The organism is Nostoc sp. UHCC 0251 (assembly GCF_034932245.1).
Taxonomy (GTDB): domain Bacteria; phylum Cyanobacteriota; class Cyanobacteriia; order Cyanobacteriales; family Nostocaceae; genus Nostoc.
Map to the genome: position 1 here is coordinate 1 of NZ_JAYGHD010000376.1, position 16045 is coordinate 16045.

At 46.5% G+C, this 16045-nt stretch carries 14 protein-coding genes and 1 pseudogene; 1 reads left to right on the plus strand and 14 read right to left on the minus strand.

The window, feature by feature from the left end; genetic code table 11:
- Positions 1–18: 18 nt before the first annotated feature.
- The 11 genes from VB740_RS31680 to VB740_RS31730 form a co-directional block, all read right to left on the minus strand.
- On the minus strand, positions 19–390 hold the full coding sequence (locus VB740_RS31680; protein ID WP_323203789.1) for an alpha/beta fold hydrolase: 372 nt from the start codon (positions 388–390) through the stop codon (positions 19–21).
- A gap of 169 nt (positions 391–559) precedes the next feature.
- Positions 560–1585 carry a WD40 repeat domain-containing protein gene (locus VB740_RS31685; protein ID WP_323203790.1) on the minus strand — a complete coding sequence of 342 codons (1026 nt, stop codon included), beginning with the start codon at positions 1583–1585 and terminating at the stop codon, positions 560–562.
- Between the two features lie 77 nt (positions 1586–1662).
- Positions 1663–2229 (minus strand): ferric reductase-like transmembrane domain-containing protein, encoded by a 567-nt coding sequence (locus VB740_RS31690; protein ID WP_323203791.1) that lies wholly within the window; start codon positions 2227–2229, stop codon positions 1663–1665.
- Positions 2230–2322: 93 nt separating this feature from the next.
- On the minus strand, positions 2323–3192 hold the full coding sequence (locus VB740_RS31695) for an alpha/beta hydrolase (RefSeq protein ID WP_323203792.1): 870 nt from the start codon (positions 3190–3192) through the stop codon (positions 2323–2325).
- Between the two features lie 64 nt (positions 3193–3256).
- Positions 3257–4006 carry an SDR family oxidoreductase gene (locus VB740_RS31700; RefSeq protein ID WP_323203793.1) on the minus strand — a complete coding sequence of 250 codons (750 nt, stop codon included), beginning with the start codon at positions 4004–4006 and terminating at the stop codon, positions 3257–3259.
- Between the two features lie 15 nt (positions 4007–4021).
- On the minus strand, positions 4022–4843 hold the full coding sequence (locus VB740_RS31705) for an alpha/beta hydrolase (protein WP_323203794.1): 822 nt from the start codon (positions 4841–4843) through the stop codon (positions 4022–4024).
- Positions 4844–4889: 46 nt separating this feature from the next.
- Entirely contained in the window at positions 4890–5585 is a 696-nt protein-coding gene (locus VB740_RS31710; protein ID WP_323203795.1) for a dienelactone hydrolase family protein, read from the minus strand.
- Between the two features lie 236 nt (positions 5586–5821).
- Positions 5822–6256 carry a cupin domain-containing protein gene (locus VB740_RS31715; protein WP_323203796.1) on the minus strand — a complete coding sequence of 145 codons (435 nt, stop codon included), beginning with the start codon at positions 6254–6256 and terminating at the stop codon, positions 5822–5824.
- Between the two features lie 324 nt (positions 6257–6580).
- Complete coding sequence (locus tag VB740_RS31720) at positions 6581–7492, minus strand: SDR family NAD(P)-dependent oxidoreductase (protein ID WP_323203797.1); 912 nt, start codon at positions 7490–7492, stop codon at positions 6581–6583.
- Positions 7493–7597: 105 nt separating this feature from the next.
- A complete protein-coding gene (locus VB740_RS31725) occupies positions 7598–9175 on the minus strand; it encodes a GMC family oxidoreductase (protein ID WP_323203799.1) in 1578 nt (525 codons plus the stop codon).
- 118 nt (positions 9176–9293) lie between these two features.
- Positions 9294–9881: a DNA starvation/stationary phase protection protein gene (locus VB740_RS31730; protein ID WP_323203800.1), complete on the minus strand. Its 588-nt coding sequence runs from the start codon at positions 9879–9881 to the stop codon at positions 9294–9296.
- Between the two features lie 34 nt (positions 9882–9915).
- Between VB740_RS31730 and VB740_RS31735 the strand changes: the two genes are divergently transcribed.
- Positions 9916–10161, plus strand: coding sequence for a hypothetical protein (locus VB740_RS31735; RefSeq protein ID WP_323203801.1), 246 nt, complete (start codon positions 9916–9918; stop codon positions 10159–10161).
- 12 nt (positions 10162–10173) lie between these two features.
- Here VB740_RS31735 and VB740_RS31740 read toward each other — a convergent pair whose 3' ends face one another.
- The 3 genes and pseudogenes from VB740_RS31740 to VB740_RS31750 all read right to left on the minus strand — a co-directional run bounded on the left by VB740_RS31740 (position 10174) and on the right by VB740_RS31750 (position 15963).
- Positions 10174–10731 carry a DsbA family protein gene (locus VB740_RS31740; RefSeq protein ID WP_323203802.1) on the minus strand — a complete coding sequence of 186 codons (558 nt, stop codon included), beginning with the start codon at positions 10729–10731 and terminating at the stop codon, positions 10174–10176.
- Positions 10732–11228: 497 nt separating this feature from the next.
- Positions 11229–11858: pseudogene (locus VB740_RS31745) on the minus strand (response regulator).
- Between the two features lie 7 nt (positions 11859–11865).
- Positions 11866–15963, minus strand: coding sequence for a PAS domain-containing protein (locus VB740_RS31750; protein WP_416291037.1), 4098 nt, complete (start codon positions 15961–15963; stop codon positions 11866–11868).
- Positions 15964–16045 lie beyond the last annotated feature (82 nt).

Sequence of the window (16045 nt, forward strand, 5' to 3'; positions counted from 1 at the left end):
GAGTGTAACTATCTTCCCTCACTTACACCTATATTTGCAAAGGTGAGATGCTCCCGTTGCCAGGCGATAGCCAATGGGAGCGCCATAATCCATCAGGTAAAGACTATAGCGGTTTAATCCGATCGCATCGACAAAGCCTGCCATCACTTCGGCAAGGCGATCAAAGGTATAATCAAACTCATCCACAGTTGGCATGGAACTATAGCCAAAACCAGGATAATCAGGTGCAATCAGATGGAATTGATCCGCCAACACCGGGATTAAATTACGGAACATCTGGGATGAGGTTGGAAAGCCGTGCAATAGCAGAATCGTCGGATGATCGCGAGAACCAGCTTCACGATAAAAGATATCTAAACCATTAATCGATACTGTGCGATGAGTGGTCATGCGTTTACTCTTTTGAATTCAAACCGTTCAACAGAATCAGAAATAGTTGATCTTGTTTCTGAAAGTTTCTTGTCACACCAATTCTCTAAAATGAGGCAACAGATGGAAATCAGGAAAGTCTTACGCGAGCTAGATTTCTTAATTGCGAATTGCGAATTGCGAATTGGTATCACTCTTTAGGAAGAGACCAGAGTTTAATGGTTTTGTCGGCACTGCTGCTGGCTATCATGTTTCCATGCGGTCTGAAAACTACTGACCGCACGCCTCGCTCATGCCCGATCAAATTCTCCAAGAGTTTGCCTTCAGGCAACCCCCATAACTTGATAGTGCTATCATTGCTACCACTAGCTAATCTCTTGCCATCGGGACTGAAAGCTACTGACCACACAACTCCATCATGTCCAATTAGGGAGTGCAACAATTTACCAGTGGGCATTTGCCAGAGTTTGACTGTCCGATCAGCACTGCCACTCGCTAAAGTCCGTCCATCAGGACTAAAAGTCACTGAGCGCACAGCTTGTGAATGAGCATTCAGGGTTTTTAGAACAGCACCATCCATGAGCCGCCAAATTTTGAGTGTACCACCCTCATTGCCACTAACTAAGGTCTGCCCATCAGGACTAAAAGCAACAGTTCTTACCCACAATCCATCCGATAACTGATGAACTTGTACGCCAGTCTGCACGTTCCAGATGCGGATGGTTGTGTCAGCACTACCACTGGCTAACCACTTTCCGTTGGGGCTGATGGCAACGGATTCTACATCATCTGTATGTCCATCTAGGGTACGAAGCAGTTGCCCCGTCTCTAAATTCCAGAGTTTAATCCGATTATCCCAACTGCCACTAGCGAGCAGCTTGCTATCTGGACTGATGGCAAGGCTTACCACTGCATCGCCGTGTCCTTCTAAAGTATAGAGTAGGGTGTTACTAGGCAGATCCCAAATTTTAATTTTTTTATCGTAACTGCCACTGGTGAGGAAGCGTCCATCAGGGCTGATTGCGAGAGCGTAAACCCAAGTTGAATTTCCTTGGAGAGAACGTAAGGGTTGAATGGTTGCAACAGAGGTAGTAGTAACACTAGCGTTTCGGAAGGAAGATAATAGGCTAGCACAACTGCTACTACCAACCAAGATCGTTAGGGTGCTGATTGCCAATGGTGCTGAAGAATTCCAGGTAATTTGTTTCGATCTCATAACAGGACATTCCTTGTGCGAGTGGGAGAATAATCTGACTTGCACGCACTGCGTAACGGTGTTGGAGACTAGCGGTACTAGAGAGTAATTTTTTCTGGAATTTGAGATGAGAAGGCTTTTCCTTTCGCTTTTTGTTGTTTATTCCGATGTTCAATCCAGCGTCGTATCAGAAATAAAAAGGTTGTCATGACAATCCCTACTAGCCCAATTGGGGTTAAATAGCTCCAATGCTCTAACATTTTGTCCCAAACGTGCCAAGTGAGCAGGAACATAGCTAAGTAAGTCAGGGTATGTAATCGCTTCCAATTTTTTTTTAGTCTTTTGACACTCCACTCATTAGAAGTAATTGCCAATAGGGTAAAAATTATAAAGGTGGATATACCCTGGATATAAATCCAATAGGTATTGGGATCTAAAAAATCCAGGTCTCTCTTTTTCGCTAAGAGGAAACCGTGAAGCAAAGCCAAGCAAAAAGCCAGAATACCGAGAAGTCGTCGATATTTTAACAGCCATTTGGGAAGGTTCGCTTGTTTAGTTTGAGGAAAAATGATTCTGAGATTCGTAGGCATTAAGGTGAGAATATAAGCTCCTAAAGCTAGAAATCCCAGGCTGTTTTCTAACGGTGCTGTATCGATTGCTGCCATGACCAATCCTCCTTAATTTTTCACTAAAAGCCCTTACAAAGGTAGGTATTTTTATTTTTTTAGAGAATTGGTATAATCCATCATTTCCACCGATCAGGTGAGAACGGATTGCAGTCGTGATGTGAGAAATTGATCGATATAGTTTGCGATCGCATCCCCATCCTCTTCCAGGGCAAAATGTCCGGTATCGAGTAGATGCAACTCAACGTCTTTCAAGTCACGCTGGTAGGGATAAGCACCGTCAGCAGGAAAGATGTAGTCGTTCTTGCCCCAAACAATCAGGGTAGGGGGTTGATACTGGCGGAAATACTCTTGCCATTGGGGATAGAGCGGTGGATTAGTACCATAGCTATACAGCAATGCCAGTTGAATCTCACCGTTGCCAGGGCGATCGAGGAAATGTTGATCGATAGTCCAGGTATCGGGGCTGATCGCTTCTAGATTGCGAACACCATTGGTATATTGCCACTTCGTCGCTTCCAGGGTGACAAGATATTTGAGCTTTTCAGCATTCTCAGGCGATCGCTCTTGCCAGTATGCCTTAATTGGTTCCCAGAATTCGCGCAGACCTTCCTCGTAAGCATTGCCATTTTGAACAATCAGAGATTGCACGCGCTCTGGATATTTAGCGGCAATCCGATAGCCAATCGGCGCACCATAATCCATTACATAAAGGCTATACTTTTTGAGAGCGATCGCAGCAATGAATTTCTCTACAATCTCAGCCAAGCGATCAAACGTGTAATCAAACTCATTTACTGTAGGCATCGAACTGTTGCCGTAGCCAGGATAATCAGGTGCAACGAGATGGAATTTATCAGCGAGGGCAGGTATGAGATTGCGGAACATGTGAGATGACGTTGGAAAGCCGTGCAATAACAGAATCGTTGGATTATCACGGGAACCCGCTTCACGGTAGAAGATATCTAAACCATCGATCGAAACTGTGCGATATGTCGTCATGGAATTACTCCTTGTAAGTGATAAAAGTGACATGATGGCTTTTTACGACAACTCCTTTTGGACTTCAAATCTGTGCCATCCCGCCATCAACAAACAACTCAATGCCGTTCACAAAGCTGCTATCGTCTGAAGCGAGAAAGACAACGGCTTTGGCAATCTCATCGGGTTTGCCGACTCGTCCCAGTGGGATGGCGCTGGCTTGGCTATCCACGAATTCTTGCAACTGCTGGTCATTTAGTCCCAAATGATCGTAACCAGGAGTCGGAACCACACCAGGGCTAATGGCATTCACTCGGATCTTGCGTTCTCTGAGGTCGAGTATCCAATTCCGAGCAAATGATCTCACGGCGGCTTTGGTGGCGCTGTAAACACTGAAAGCTGGCGTACCTTTTATAGAAGTAATCGAAGCATTCAGGATGATAGAAGCGCCCTCTGGCAAAAGTGGCAGTGCCTTTTGTACGGTGAATAGCAAACCTTTGACGTTTACGTTGAATGTTTGGTCAAAGTGTTCCTCAGTGATTGCTCCAAGTGGGGCAATTTGTCCACCTCCAGCATTAGCGAAGATGATATCGAGGTGTCCTTGCTCTTGCTTAATGGTGGCAAACAGACGATCCAGGTCTGCCAGATTAGAAACATCGCTCTGCACAGCCGTAACATTTTTACCAATGGCTTCTACAGCAGCATCCAGTTCGACTTGGCGACGACCCGTGATGTAAACATAGGCACCTTCAGCAACAAACTGTTTGGCTGTGGCAAGACCGATACCACTGTTGCCACCCGTGACAAGGGCGATTTTTCCTTCTAGTTTACTCATGATGTTAATGCCTCTCTATTTCGTGGTCGCAGCGTGTTCGATGAGCGTGGCAACGGCATCTGGATGGGAAACCATTACCACATGAGATGCGCCCTGTACGGCGATCGTCTCCTTTGAGTTGGCGCGCTCTGCCAGGAAAGCATGCGCCGCCGCTGGAATATTTAAGTCGCGTTCGCCATAGATGAACCAGGACGGAATAGACTTCCATGCAGGCTCGCCCGATGCTTCGTTAAGTGCAGCTTCCGTAATCGGTCGCTGGGTGGCAGCCAGCACCCTTGCGTCTGCGATGGACACATCTGCGGCAAACTGCGCTTGGAACTTGGGCTGCTGGATGTAGAGGTCTTTGCCGCCGTTAGGCAGGGCAACTGGGGGCGCAAGCGTAGGTACGAGCGTGCTGCCGGGGTAACGACCGGTGAGTGCGGCAGCAGTCTCACCTGCTTCGGGAGCGAAGGCACCAACGTAAACCAGCGCCTTCACATTCTGGTTGTTCTTGACCGCATTGCTAATCACCAAGCCGCCATAGGAGTGCCCGACCAGTACAATGGGTCCTTCAATGCCGTCAAGGATGCTGGCGACATAATCCGCGTCGCTCTTGACACCGCGCAAGGGATTGGCGGCGGCGACCACCGGATACCCTTTTGTAATCAACTTAGTCAATACGCCGTTCCAACTAGAAGATTCGGCGAACGCGCCGTGGACGAAAACAACGGTGGGTTTGTCATCTCGGGCGCTGGCAGTAGTCATAATGGCTCCTAATGAAGTAATGAGAATGATTCCGAGGGAAAGTGCAGCGATCAAAAGCAGATGGATACTATTTCTGTGGATGAGCCTGTTCATGTGGTGATCTCCTGTGTGTTCGTTAATATTGTTGGGAACAGACTCTCTAGATGAGGTGTAACTGGAAAAAGTCGGCAGTCCGCCCATTGGCTAAGGCGGCGGCATCCTTGTCGTAGTGTTGGCCCCGGTGTCGGGCAAACGCATGACGGCGACCTGGGTAGGTGAACACTTGAGCCGCCGCGTTGTCCTTTAGCGCTGCGATAATCGCTGCTTGCGCCTCCTTGGAGATGTACTCATCCTCCTCACCGAGATGTATCAACAGTGGATTCTTGATATCGGTTGCTTCGTCCAGGTACTTTTCTGTGTTGCCCCCGTAGTAGACGACAGAGGCATCGGCACCCTTGCGCGCTGTCGTGATGAAGGTCATCAATCCGCCCAGACAGTAGCCCAACAAGCCAATTTTTCCGTTTGCACCGGGCAGCGATCGCGCTGTTTCTATCGTTGCCGCGATGTCTGCAACACCAGCGTCATAGTCAAAGGCTGTGTAAAGAGCAACGCCCTTTTGCCATTCAGCCTCGGATTGATCTGACAGATCAACGCCCGGTTCCAGCCGCCAGAATAAGTCTGGACTCACGGCGATATAGCCTTGCGAAGCAAGTTCGTGACAGGTGTCTCGGATATCCGCATTGACACCCAAAATTTCCTGAATGACAACGATGGTTGGTGCTGGTAGGACATCCGGGAACGCCACATAGGTCTGAAAACTGCCATCCTGTATTTCTACGGTGATGTATTGGCTCATGCACTTCTCCTCGCAATCGGTGACATACATTTTTTTACGGGGTCGATGCGGGTGGATCTGATGGTTAAGGGACTGGGTTGAGACGGAGACACGAGGAATTTTATTTACTTTCTGACTCTCCGCGTCATTCTCGACAACTCCCACAACGACTAGATACGCCTGGTCAATGCTCTATTTGCTAACCGTTCACATCAACAGATCAAATTTCACCAGCCAAGATGGGCGACCTCATAGCATTATGTAAATAGCGCTCCAGGAGGACCTAGCAATTCGTCGCCAATTTCGGCAGAAATGCGGTTATACAGCGCCATGTCTATTGGTTCGTTCTCATCCACTGTCCCAGTGGCTTCAATCAACCGAGCAAAGGCACTGGGGGCGGCAACGACTAAACCACGGGCTGGCTTATCACTGAGGACAGCAACCACATGAGGGGTGCCTGGAGAAATGAGATAACTGTCCCCAGGGCTTAACACCACTTTGTTCTCACCTGCCCAGACTGTGAACTCCCCCTCTAGCACATAGAGTTGTTCGGAATAGCGCGTGTGGCGATGGGGAGGAGTTTGTGCGCCAGGTGGGAAGTAGCCTTCGATCAGATCATACTGACCTCCAGTTGTCGTGTGATCCGCGACGATGGTGACACGAGTGCCAAATAACCAAAGAGTTTGTGTCATGAGATTACTCCGATTAATGAATCAGCTCTTAGTTACGGTTGCTAAATTAGACCGAATGTTTTTCTTTGCATGTTGTTCTTTGCGATGTCTTCGGTACGCTGATGAGCTTGCTAATGACAACTAATAACCATAAACGAAGAGGCAGGGGGCAGGGAGCGGGGGGAAATGACCCCTAACTCCTGACGTGGAGCGGAGCGGAACATGTTCTTACGTCCCCCACTTCTTAACAAGTGGTTTTCGTACCCCTACGGGTAAGCAAGCTACAGGTGGGGTCGAATCCCCATATTTACTATCCCCCTTGCTCCCTGCTCCCCTGCCTCTTTTTCAAGCGAGCAGGCGCAACGATTCATTCCAGAGCCGATCGGCATTGTCTGGGTTCAGGGCGTAGGGGGCAACTCCGCTCATATAGCCGTTCCCGTTGGTGACAAGAGTGGCTTCATTGCAGTCCTCGAAATAGCGTCCGCCAACGCCCTTTAGTAGCCCAGAGGTTGCCAACAGAACGGAAGTTGCCGCACCCTGCGCTATTGTCTTCTGCCGCTCAGGTGGGGTTCTAAGACCGCCCGTATTACGCTGGAGGTTGGTTGCGATCGCCCCAGGCATCAGGGCATTAGCGGTAATGCCATCCTTGAACCAGCGCGCAGTAGCACCCACAGCAAAGAGGATGCTTGCAGTCTTGGACTGTCCATACGCTAACCACGGATCATAAGGACGGAACATGAAGTGAATATCATCGAACACAATGGGCGACATCAGGTGTCCGCTAGAACTAACCAATACGATACGGGCGGCACCCTCTGCTGCGAGAGCGTCGTGTAGTCCGAGTGCTAGGGCAAAGTGTCCGAGATAGTTAGTGGCAAATTGCATCTCCCAGCCTTCGGGTGTGCGCTGTTCGGGCAGTGCCATTACCCCTGCATTATTAACGAGGATGTGCAGCGGCTCACGCCAGGCAGCAATGAACTTGGCAATTGAGTTGCGATCGCTTAAATCAAGCAAAGCAACATGAATATTCCGGTTCCCAGTAGTAGCCGTAATGTCAGCCGCGACTTGCGCTCCAGCATCGGTATTACGCACAGCTAGGGTGACGATCGCTCCAGTTTGAGCCAGCGCTCGCGCCGTTTCTGCGCCGATGCCCGATGCGGCTCCCGTAACGATCGCCCGCTTGCCGGAAAGATCAATTCCTTCTACGACCTCGGCGGCGGTGGAATGTCGTCCGAATGGTGTTGTAATCAGTGCCATTGTGTATTCCTTTACAGGGGTCGAGTGTTCTGTTTGCCTAACATCGACCGATAAACGCTCAACAGGTATGATAATCTGAGATTGATCAAAGACGATCGCCCGTTTCTAAATAGATGAATACGCCGGATTTTGGACGTTAGATTTGCTGAGAACCTTTCGTGCTGTGCGACCTGCTTTAATTAAATCTGCTGCCTTCTCACCAATCATGATGGTGGGTGCGTTCGTATTTCCAGTCGTGATAGTGGGCATGATGGAGGCATCTACAACCCGTAACCCTTCAATTCCATGTACTCGTAGTTCAGGGTCTACCACTGCCATTGAGTCAATGCCCATTTTGCAAGTGCCAACCGGATGCCACACAGTACTGCAATTGTTGCGGATATAAGCAACGAGTGCTTCATCACTCTGAACGTTAACACCTGGAGCAATTTCCTCACCTCGAAATTCATCAAAATGACTCATGTGAAACAATTGGCGTGCTAGTTTAATTGCAGCGACTAACTTTTGCACATCGGCTTCACTTTGCAAATAGTTCATCTGAATCATGGGGGTGTCTTGCGGATCAGATGAGCGCAAACTCACACTGCCACGATTTTGCAGACGGGTCAAAGAGACAACATCCGTGAACCCAAAAGCAGCAGCAGGATAGCCAAGCGGCAAGAACTGGACAGGAGCGAAGAAAAACTGTAAATCAGGTGCAATCTCTGAGTTGCCTTCGCTATGTAAGTACAGTCCAGCTTCTCCGATACTACTCGTGCTAGCAAAGTGTAGATCCTGAATTGACTGATAGACCACAGGAACCAGAATGTGATCTTGCAGGTTTTGACCCACTCCCTGCAAATCTAATACAACAGAAATCCCCAATGCCTGTAACTGTGAGGCATTGCCAATCCCGGATAGCATTAGAAGCTTAGGCGAATCGAATGCACCCGCACTTAAAATCACTTCTTTATTGACTCTAATTTGGTGCAGCATTCCCTCATGCAGATATTCTACGCCAACCGCGCGAGTACCCTCCAACAATAATCGAGTTACCAACACCCCAGTTGTAAGGGTCAAATTAGAACGCCCGACAATGGGCACAAGGAAAGCAGCCGCAGCACTGTGCCGTTTACCATCCTTGATGGTGTGTTGTAAGAGTCCTGCTCCTTCCTGTTGCTTGGCGTTGAAATCAGGGTTATAGTCATAGCCTGCTGCAACACACGCCTCTACAAATCGATGAGAAATCGGAGCAGGCGCAATCAGATCGCTTACGCTCAACTCTCCATCCACACTGTGATAAGCATCAACACCGCGCTGCTGGTGTTCGGATTTTTTGAAATAGGGTAAGACATCCTGATAGCTCCAACCGAGATTTCCTAATTCCTGCCAATGGTCGTAATCGTGATGGCTGCCTCGAATATAGATCATGAAGTTAATCGAACTGCTGCCCCCTACGACTTTGCCACGGGAACAAAGGATCTTGCGGTTGTTCAGATCCGGTTCTGGTTCGGAGAAATAGCCCCAGTCCACTTCAGTGCCAATTAGATTGACACATTCTGCTGGGATTTGGATTTCCGGTTTCGTCGCTGGATTGCCCGCTTCGAGCAACAGTACAGTGATTTCTGGGTCTTCTGTGAGACGATTGGCGACTACGCAGCCTGCTGACCCTGCACCGATTACAATGTAGTCATAATTAGTCATAAAGTTCTCTTCCTCTGTTATCTACAATGGATAAATAGGAGTCAAGAATGAACTGATTTAAAGAGCGATCGCTGAAATACTGTTAGTTATTGGATTTACAACACCTGATCTGCTGAATTTAACTGCGTACCAATGGTGTATCCACCAAATGTTCTGCCAGAAACCAAACTTGCGTCTCATTGGTTCGCAGGACTTGGCTCACTAACAAATCATTAGTGCCACTATCTTGATTTGCTGCTGTTTTATCGATCGCTACTCTCAATTCCCCAATTATTAACTCGTGGGCTTCCAGTAACCGCGACAACATCACAGGTACTTCCTCAACGCCATTGGGCGGACGCTTAATCTTAGTAACTTCTGCTACATGACGTGGGTCAGCGATCGCCACGCCTCCCAGGGTTTGTACTCGTTCACCCAGTGCATCAATTAACTCAATTTGTTCGCTGGCGTGTTTGTCAAGCAACAGATGCAGTTGATAAAACGTATGTCCGCGCATCAACCAGTGATGTTTCTTGTAAAGGTGATAAAGAATAATCGTATCTGCCAAAATTTGATTGACTAAAACACAACTTTCACTGCGGGCAGTGGGATTGAGAACAATTGGCAAATTACGAAGAGTCCCATACTGCTGAATTTCATATCCATGTTGATGCAGTAAGGGTTGACTGCCATCGACTTCAGTGATACTTGTATTTTGAGTCGGCATGATCGGATCTCCTAGAGTCAAACAATTTTAGATTTTGGATTTTAGATTAACTGCACCCATAAAGCGATGCAACTTGGGGATTGAAGAATTGACAATTTTAGATTTGTTCCGTACACCAGGGACGGGGCTTGAACCGAAAAACCAATTCCAAAATCCAAAATCCTTGAACTTTTTTCCATGTAAAAACTATCATGGCGATCGCCTCTGTATTCTTGCTAAATTGCTGAAATCTCTGATTCTTGTCGTCCGTATAGAAGTTATGAAATACTTGTTGGGATAAGCATCAAAAACCTTAATCATTTGCAGCAACAATAGCTGCCATTATCTGCTCAACAGTCCAGCGATCAAGATAGCGAATTCCATTAATAAACAAAGCGGGTGCAGCCTCCACTCCACTTCGCAGTCCACCTTCGATATCCGCATTGATCCGATCGACATACGTTCCCCTGGATAAATCCTGCAAAAATTGAGAAATATCAAGTCCTAAACGATTGGCATACTCGACTAGATAGCCATTTCCCAACTCCTGTTGATGGATAAACAGCATCTCATGCATTTGCCAAAACTGCCCTTGAGCCGCTGCGGCTTCCGCAGCTTCCGCTGCCCGTTGAGCATGTAGATGAATCTGTACTTGAGGAAAATGACGGAAGATAAAACCTAAATTTTTTTCTCCAAACGAAGCCTTCAATTGCTGCCCGGCAACTTTAATCAATCGATAGACGTTGGCACTTTGAAAACATTCATAATCTCCATACATGACGAATACTACAGCAGCATTCAGTACACCTTGAATATGATCCTGGGTTGAAGGCAGAACAAATAAAGAACAATTATTACGGTCGGAAGTCATGTTTCGGTTTGTATTAAGCAAATTTAAGCCTTACAACCCAACTGCGCTAACATTGCTATGGATTCAATATAGACAATTGACCCTCTCTTGTCGTCCACTCTGGGTTGACATTTTTATACAATCGAGTGATGGATGAACTCGTCCAGCTTCTAGTGGAAGGTTGTCTCCAACTTTAGTTGGAGTCTAATACCAATTTTGTATGAAGTTGCATAGAATAATCAGAGTAAAATCCTTACAGGGAAATCGTTTTAGCCTCCACAGGTTTCATGCAGCTTCACAATAATTTGGTATAAAGCCAATTCTATTGGGGAAAAGATCATAAGAGGCAGGGGAGCAGTTCTTGCTGGGAGCAAGGGGGAAAACTGAAACGGAAGCTCAGACTTTGCCCTAGTAAGAGCGCCCTAAAGAGGACGGGGCTATACCCATGTTCAACCTACAATTCCACGGCTCTTGAGAAGGAACATTCCCCCTGCCCCCTGCACCTTCTTTTTCCCCACTTACAGACTGACGATCCCACGCTTTACAGCAGTAATCACAGCTTGTGTGCGATCGCTCACTCCTAGTTTGCTCAAAATCCGATTTATATGCGATTTGACGGTACTTTCACCAATAATCAAAGCAGTCCCAATTTCTTGATTACCCATTCCTTGTGCCATCAAACGCAGCACTTCCAACTCTCGTTCACTCAGTTCTGGATTGCTCATTCGCTGCAATAATTTTGCGCCCACTTCTGGCGGAATGTATTTCTGACCATTATGAATGGCGCGAATCGCATTCAAAAGCTCGCCAGGTTTAGCATCCTTAAGCAGATAGCCTTGAGCGCCCGCCTGTAAACCGCGATAGATATCTTCATCGCCATCGTAGGTTGTGAGTACCGCGATTCGAGCCTGCTTAAATTCAGCACAAATCGCCATAATGGCCTCAACACCTCCCATTTTGGGCATTCATAAATCCATTAGTGTGACATCAGGTTGGTATTCTCGAAACGCGGCGATCGCCTGCTGCCCATCTTCAGCTTGAGCGATCGCTGTCATTTCTGGATCGCGGTTAATAATGGTTACTAGACCCTTTCTGACTATGGCATGGTCATCAACAATTAGCACCCTAATCTTAGTGGATTGACTCATATAATTCTCACTCTCGATTGATGGTGACAATAATTTCTGTTCCCTGTCCCGGTTGGCTTTGAATCAATAGTTGTGCGCCAATGCGCTCTGCCCGTTCGCTCATTCCTAATAAGCCAAACCCACTACTCAAAGGAATGCTACCCACTCCAAAGCCCCTGCCATTGTCTTTTATCTGTAAGATACACTCTGTCTCGTTGTACACCAACTCAACCAGAATTTCGCCAGCACTTGCGTATTTAATTGCATTTGTTAATGCTTCCTGCCCAATTCTGAGTAAGTTATTCTCCACTTCGGTTGGTAAAGAATAGGCTGTACCCTGAGTTTCACAAATCAAAGCCGTCTCGGTCGTTGCTCGCATTTGAGTCACTATACGATGCAGGGCACTTTCTAAATTACCTTCTTCTAGTAGCTGGGGACGGAGTGCTGATACGGATCGCCGTGCCCCTGCTAGTCCAGCGCGTGCTAGTTCATCAATCATTTCCAGATGTACTTGGGTTGCTTTCTGGTCATCCGCCAGCACTTGTGTTGCTGCTCCAACTTGAAGCAGAATACCCGTGAAGGATTGAGCTAGTGTATCATGAATTTCTCGCGCCATCCGATTGCGTTCTTCCAGAATTGAGGCGTGTTCGGCTCGTTTGCGATCGCTAATATCTGTGATGAGACTGTAGAAGCCTCTCACTTGAGCATTGTCATCGAAATCAGGAATCAAGGTCGCACTGATGCACCGTTTACCAGGCGGAAAAGGGATTTCTGCCTCCAGGGATACAGTTTGCCCTTCAAACACTTGATTAATGTACGGTTCAACTCGTTGATAAACCATCTCACCTAAAAGCGCATGAACAGGCTTGCCTAAAATTTCATCACGACTACGCTTAAACCAAATCTCATAGGTAAGGTTGATAAATTGATAGCAACGATTGGCATCTACATAGCTAATCAATACTGGTAGTGCGTCGGCGATCAGCCGTAATTCCTGTTCTTGATGACGCAGTGCGGCTTCGCTTTGCTGTAACGCCGCTGTCCTTTGAGCGACCTGTTGCTCTAAAGTGCGGTTGTAATTCGCTAAGAACTGTTCTGCTTGTTTCCGCTCTGTGATGTCTTGAAAGGCGGCGATCGCATAAACTACATTGCCCTGTTCGTCAAAGACGGGAGTGCCCCACACCTCAACAGGGATCGTTTGGTTATTTTGGCGAATTTCTACGTCATCAATCGTAGTGCGTTCGCCGCTCAACGCCCGGATGATTGGCATTTTTTCAGTAGGGTAGATTTGATCCGTTCCTGTCACATAAAATTGATAAGACTCTGCGATTTGCTCCGGCGGTACGGCAGGATCAATCCCTTTGCCCATGAGATGAATGCCCTGTTGATTGGCATAGTAAGGGCGACCCGTCGCATCAATGGCGGCAATTCCTACGGGAATCGCTTCTAAAAATTGAGCCATCTGACTTTCGCTCGCGCGGAGCTTTAAGTAGAGTTTGGCATTTTCGATCGCGATCGCTGCCTGCGTAGAAAGTAGACTTAGAATTTGCGATCGCTCCGGTGTAAATGCCCCAGTTGCCAATTGATTTTCTAAATACAATATACCGATGAGCTTGCTTTGATTGAGCAAGGGTAAACAAAAGACTGATTGAGTCTGGTGGTGTTGAATATAGGGATCATTAGTAAAATTACCGTCACGAGTCGCATCATTAAAGATGACAGCTTCATGAGTCCGTATCACATACTGAAGGATTGATTCGGGTAGACGATTTGCGATTGGAATTGATTCCAGCACTCGTGTCGCACAGACCTGTTCTCCATCATTAAGTTCACAAGTAGCTTTGATCGTCCATTCTCCTGAGTTATCCAAAAGCAGGCATCCAGTTTGTGCCCCAGCATTTTCAATTAAAATCTGCATCAAGGAAGTGAGCAGCCGCTCCAATTCAATTTCACTCGAAATTGCTTGAGCTGCTTTCATCACCGTTGCTAAATCGAGAGCAGTATGTGAGGTACTTGAGGTAGTTCCAGAAGTGGTGCGAATTGGTGTTTCAGCCACGCCTGATGACTGAGGGAATAGCTGCGGGTAGCGAGTTTCTAAATCTTTGACTTTTGCCGTTGCTCCCCATCGTCCATAGCAATAGTGAGCTTCCTTCATATAGAGCTGGGCGAACTTTTCTCTACCACGAGCTAAGTAATGTTTGGCGGCTAATTCATAAGCTAACGCCTCTTCCTGAATATATTCATTTTCCCTTGCTCCTTGAATTGCTTGTTCATAGAATTCCTCTGCTTCAAACCACTGACTTAGAACTCGTGCAATCTCTGCTTGCACCAGATAATATTTATGCAAACAATTCATTGGCGCATACTGTGCCCATTGCTTCATTTTCTCCTGACTAACTGTAACTTTTTTAAGGAGTTCCTCCTGCACTTGAGTGGCGCTTTCAGAGTATATGGCGAGTCTTGCCAGTGCATCATATAAATAGTAAAAAGGACCAAGAGGTGTGCCTGTTATTCCCATTAAATAACGTTCTGCTATGGTTGAGTTTTTAACTGCCTGAGCATACTCAGAAAATAGGTAGCACAGGAAAAGTTTATGGAAAAAGACAACAAACATTGCCGTTCCATCATTTGTTACTTCATGTTGTGGCAATCCATTTTCTTCATTGTAGAATTCGCCAACTAGGCGAGTTAGGCTAACCGAAAAGCCCATCAAATTTGCGGTCGCCTGCTGATATATTTGGTTCCAGGTTAGCGCCGTTTTCTGTTTGATTTGACGAATTGCTTCATTGTATTTCGTCATCTCGCGCTCAACTTCTACGAGTTCCTTTCCAACTGCGTAGAATTGGAAGCAATAACAATGAGCGGAATAAGCAGCAAACTCTAAATCTCCAACTTCTAAACCTCTTTGGTAGGCTTCTAGCAAGGGCTGGGTTGTGTTTCTAATATGCTCTTTCCAATGAATAATAAAGTTATTCACAATGACTAATGTTCTAGCTCTGAGAGAATGAACATTAAGGTGTGACAATAGATTTAGCGCAAGTTGTCCAAACTCGTACCCAATCTCAATGTTCCCAATCGTTCCACAAAGAATTAATCCGTAAAATGCATAGGCAAAGGGAGATACAACAGCATTACCAGATTGAATTGATAAGTTTACTTGTTTAGACACAAGCAGAGGCATCAAATCAGGAGCCGCAACATAGGCAGCGATCGTGATGCTTGATAAGATTCGCATCGCCGCCAATTTGTCCGGTTCGGTCATTTCCGGCAAATGGAGCAAGTCCTTGATTGGCTTCTCGCCAATGAGTGATGTAATTGTGTCTAGCTCAAGCTGAATGTCTGACTGAGTTGGCGTTTCAGGAAAACTGATTCCCAGTTGCTGCAAAACTTGCAATCCAGTGTTGATTGCTTCTAATGGCTGGTTCTGCGCGATGTCAGTTTGAATTTTGACTTCGTAAACTTTCACGATGTCGAGAACCGTTTTGGCTGCTTGCAGAACAACCACTGCCCAGGATTCTACCTGCTCAAACTCGCCACACAAATACGCAACTTCTGTTGTTTCTGTATGTAACTCTAAGGTGATCTCATAGTTAGTTTGCCAACTGGAGTCTGCCAGCCATGCTCTACCTCTGGCTAAATAGTTTTGAGCCACACTATAGGCGATCGCAGCTTTTGCTTTCTGTCCTGTGATTAAATTTAATCTAGCAATTTCATTGCGTTCTAGTTGATCTGTGACAAGCTCAATTCCATGATTAAGATGATCGACAATTTCAAACAGTCGGTCTGATAGTCTCTCTGGCAAAGTTTTCCCGAGGAGATTGCGACCAATTTGTAAATGAACAATTTGTTTTTGCGACTCATCGATTAAGGTGTATGAGGCTTGCTGCACGCGATCGTGCAAGAACTTATACTCTTGAATTAACAAGTTTTCATCTAATTCAGATAGTGGTTGAATTAATCCAAATTGTATGGCTGTTAGTAAATCTTGAAAAATCGTTTCAGGTGGTTGATCACAAACAATTGATAGAGTATCTAAATTAAACTCAGCACCGACGCAAGCGGCTAACCGGAGAATTTGCTGTGTATTCTCTGGCAGTTTCTTCAACTTGTGAAGCATCAACTCCACAACATTATCAGTAATATTTTGGGCTTGAATAAGCTAATCGGCATTTAAGCTGCATAATATAAATGCAGAGTCGGTTGAAAAT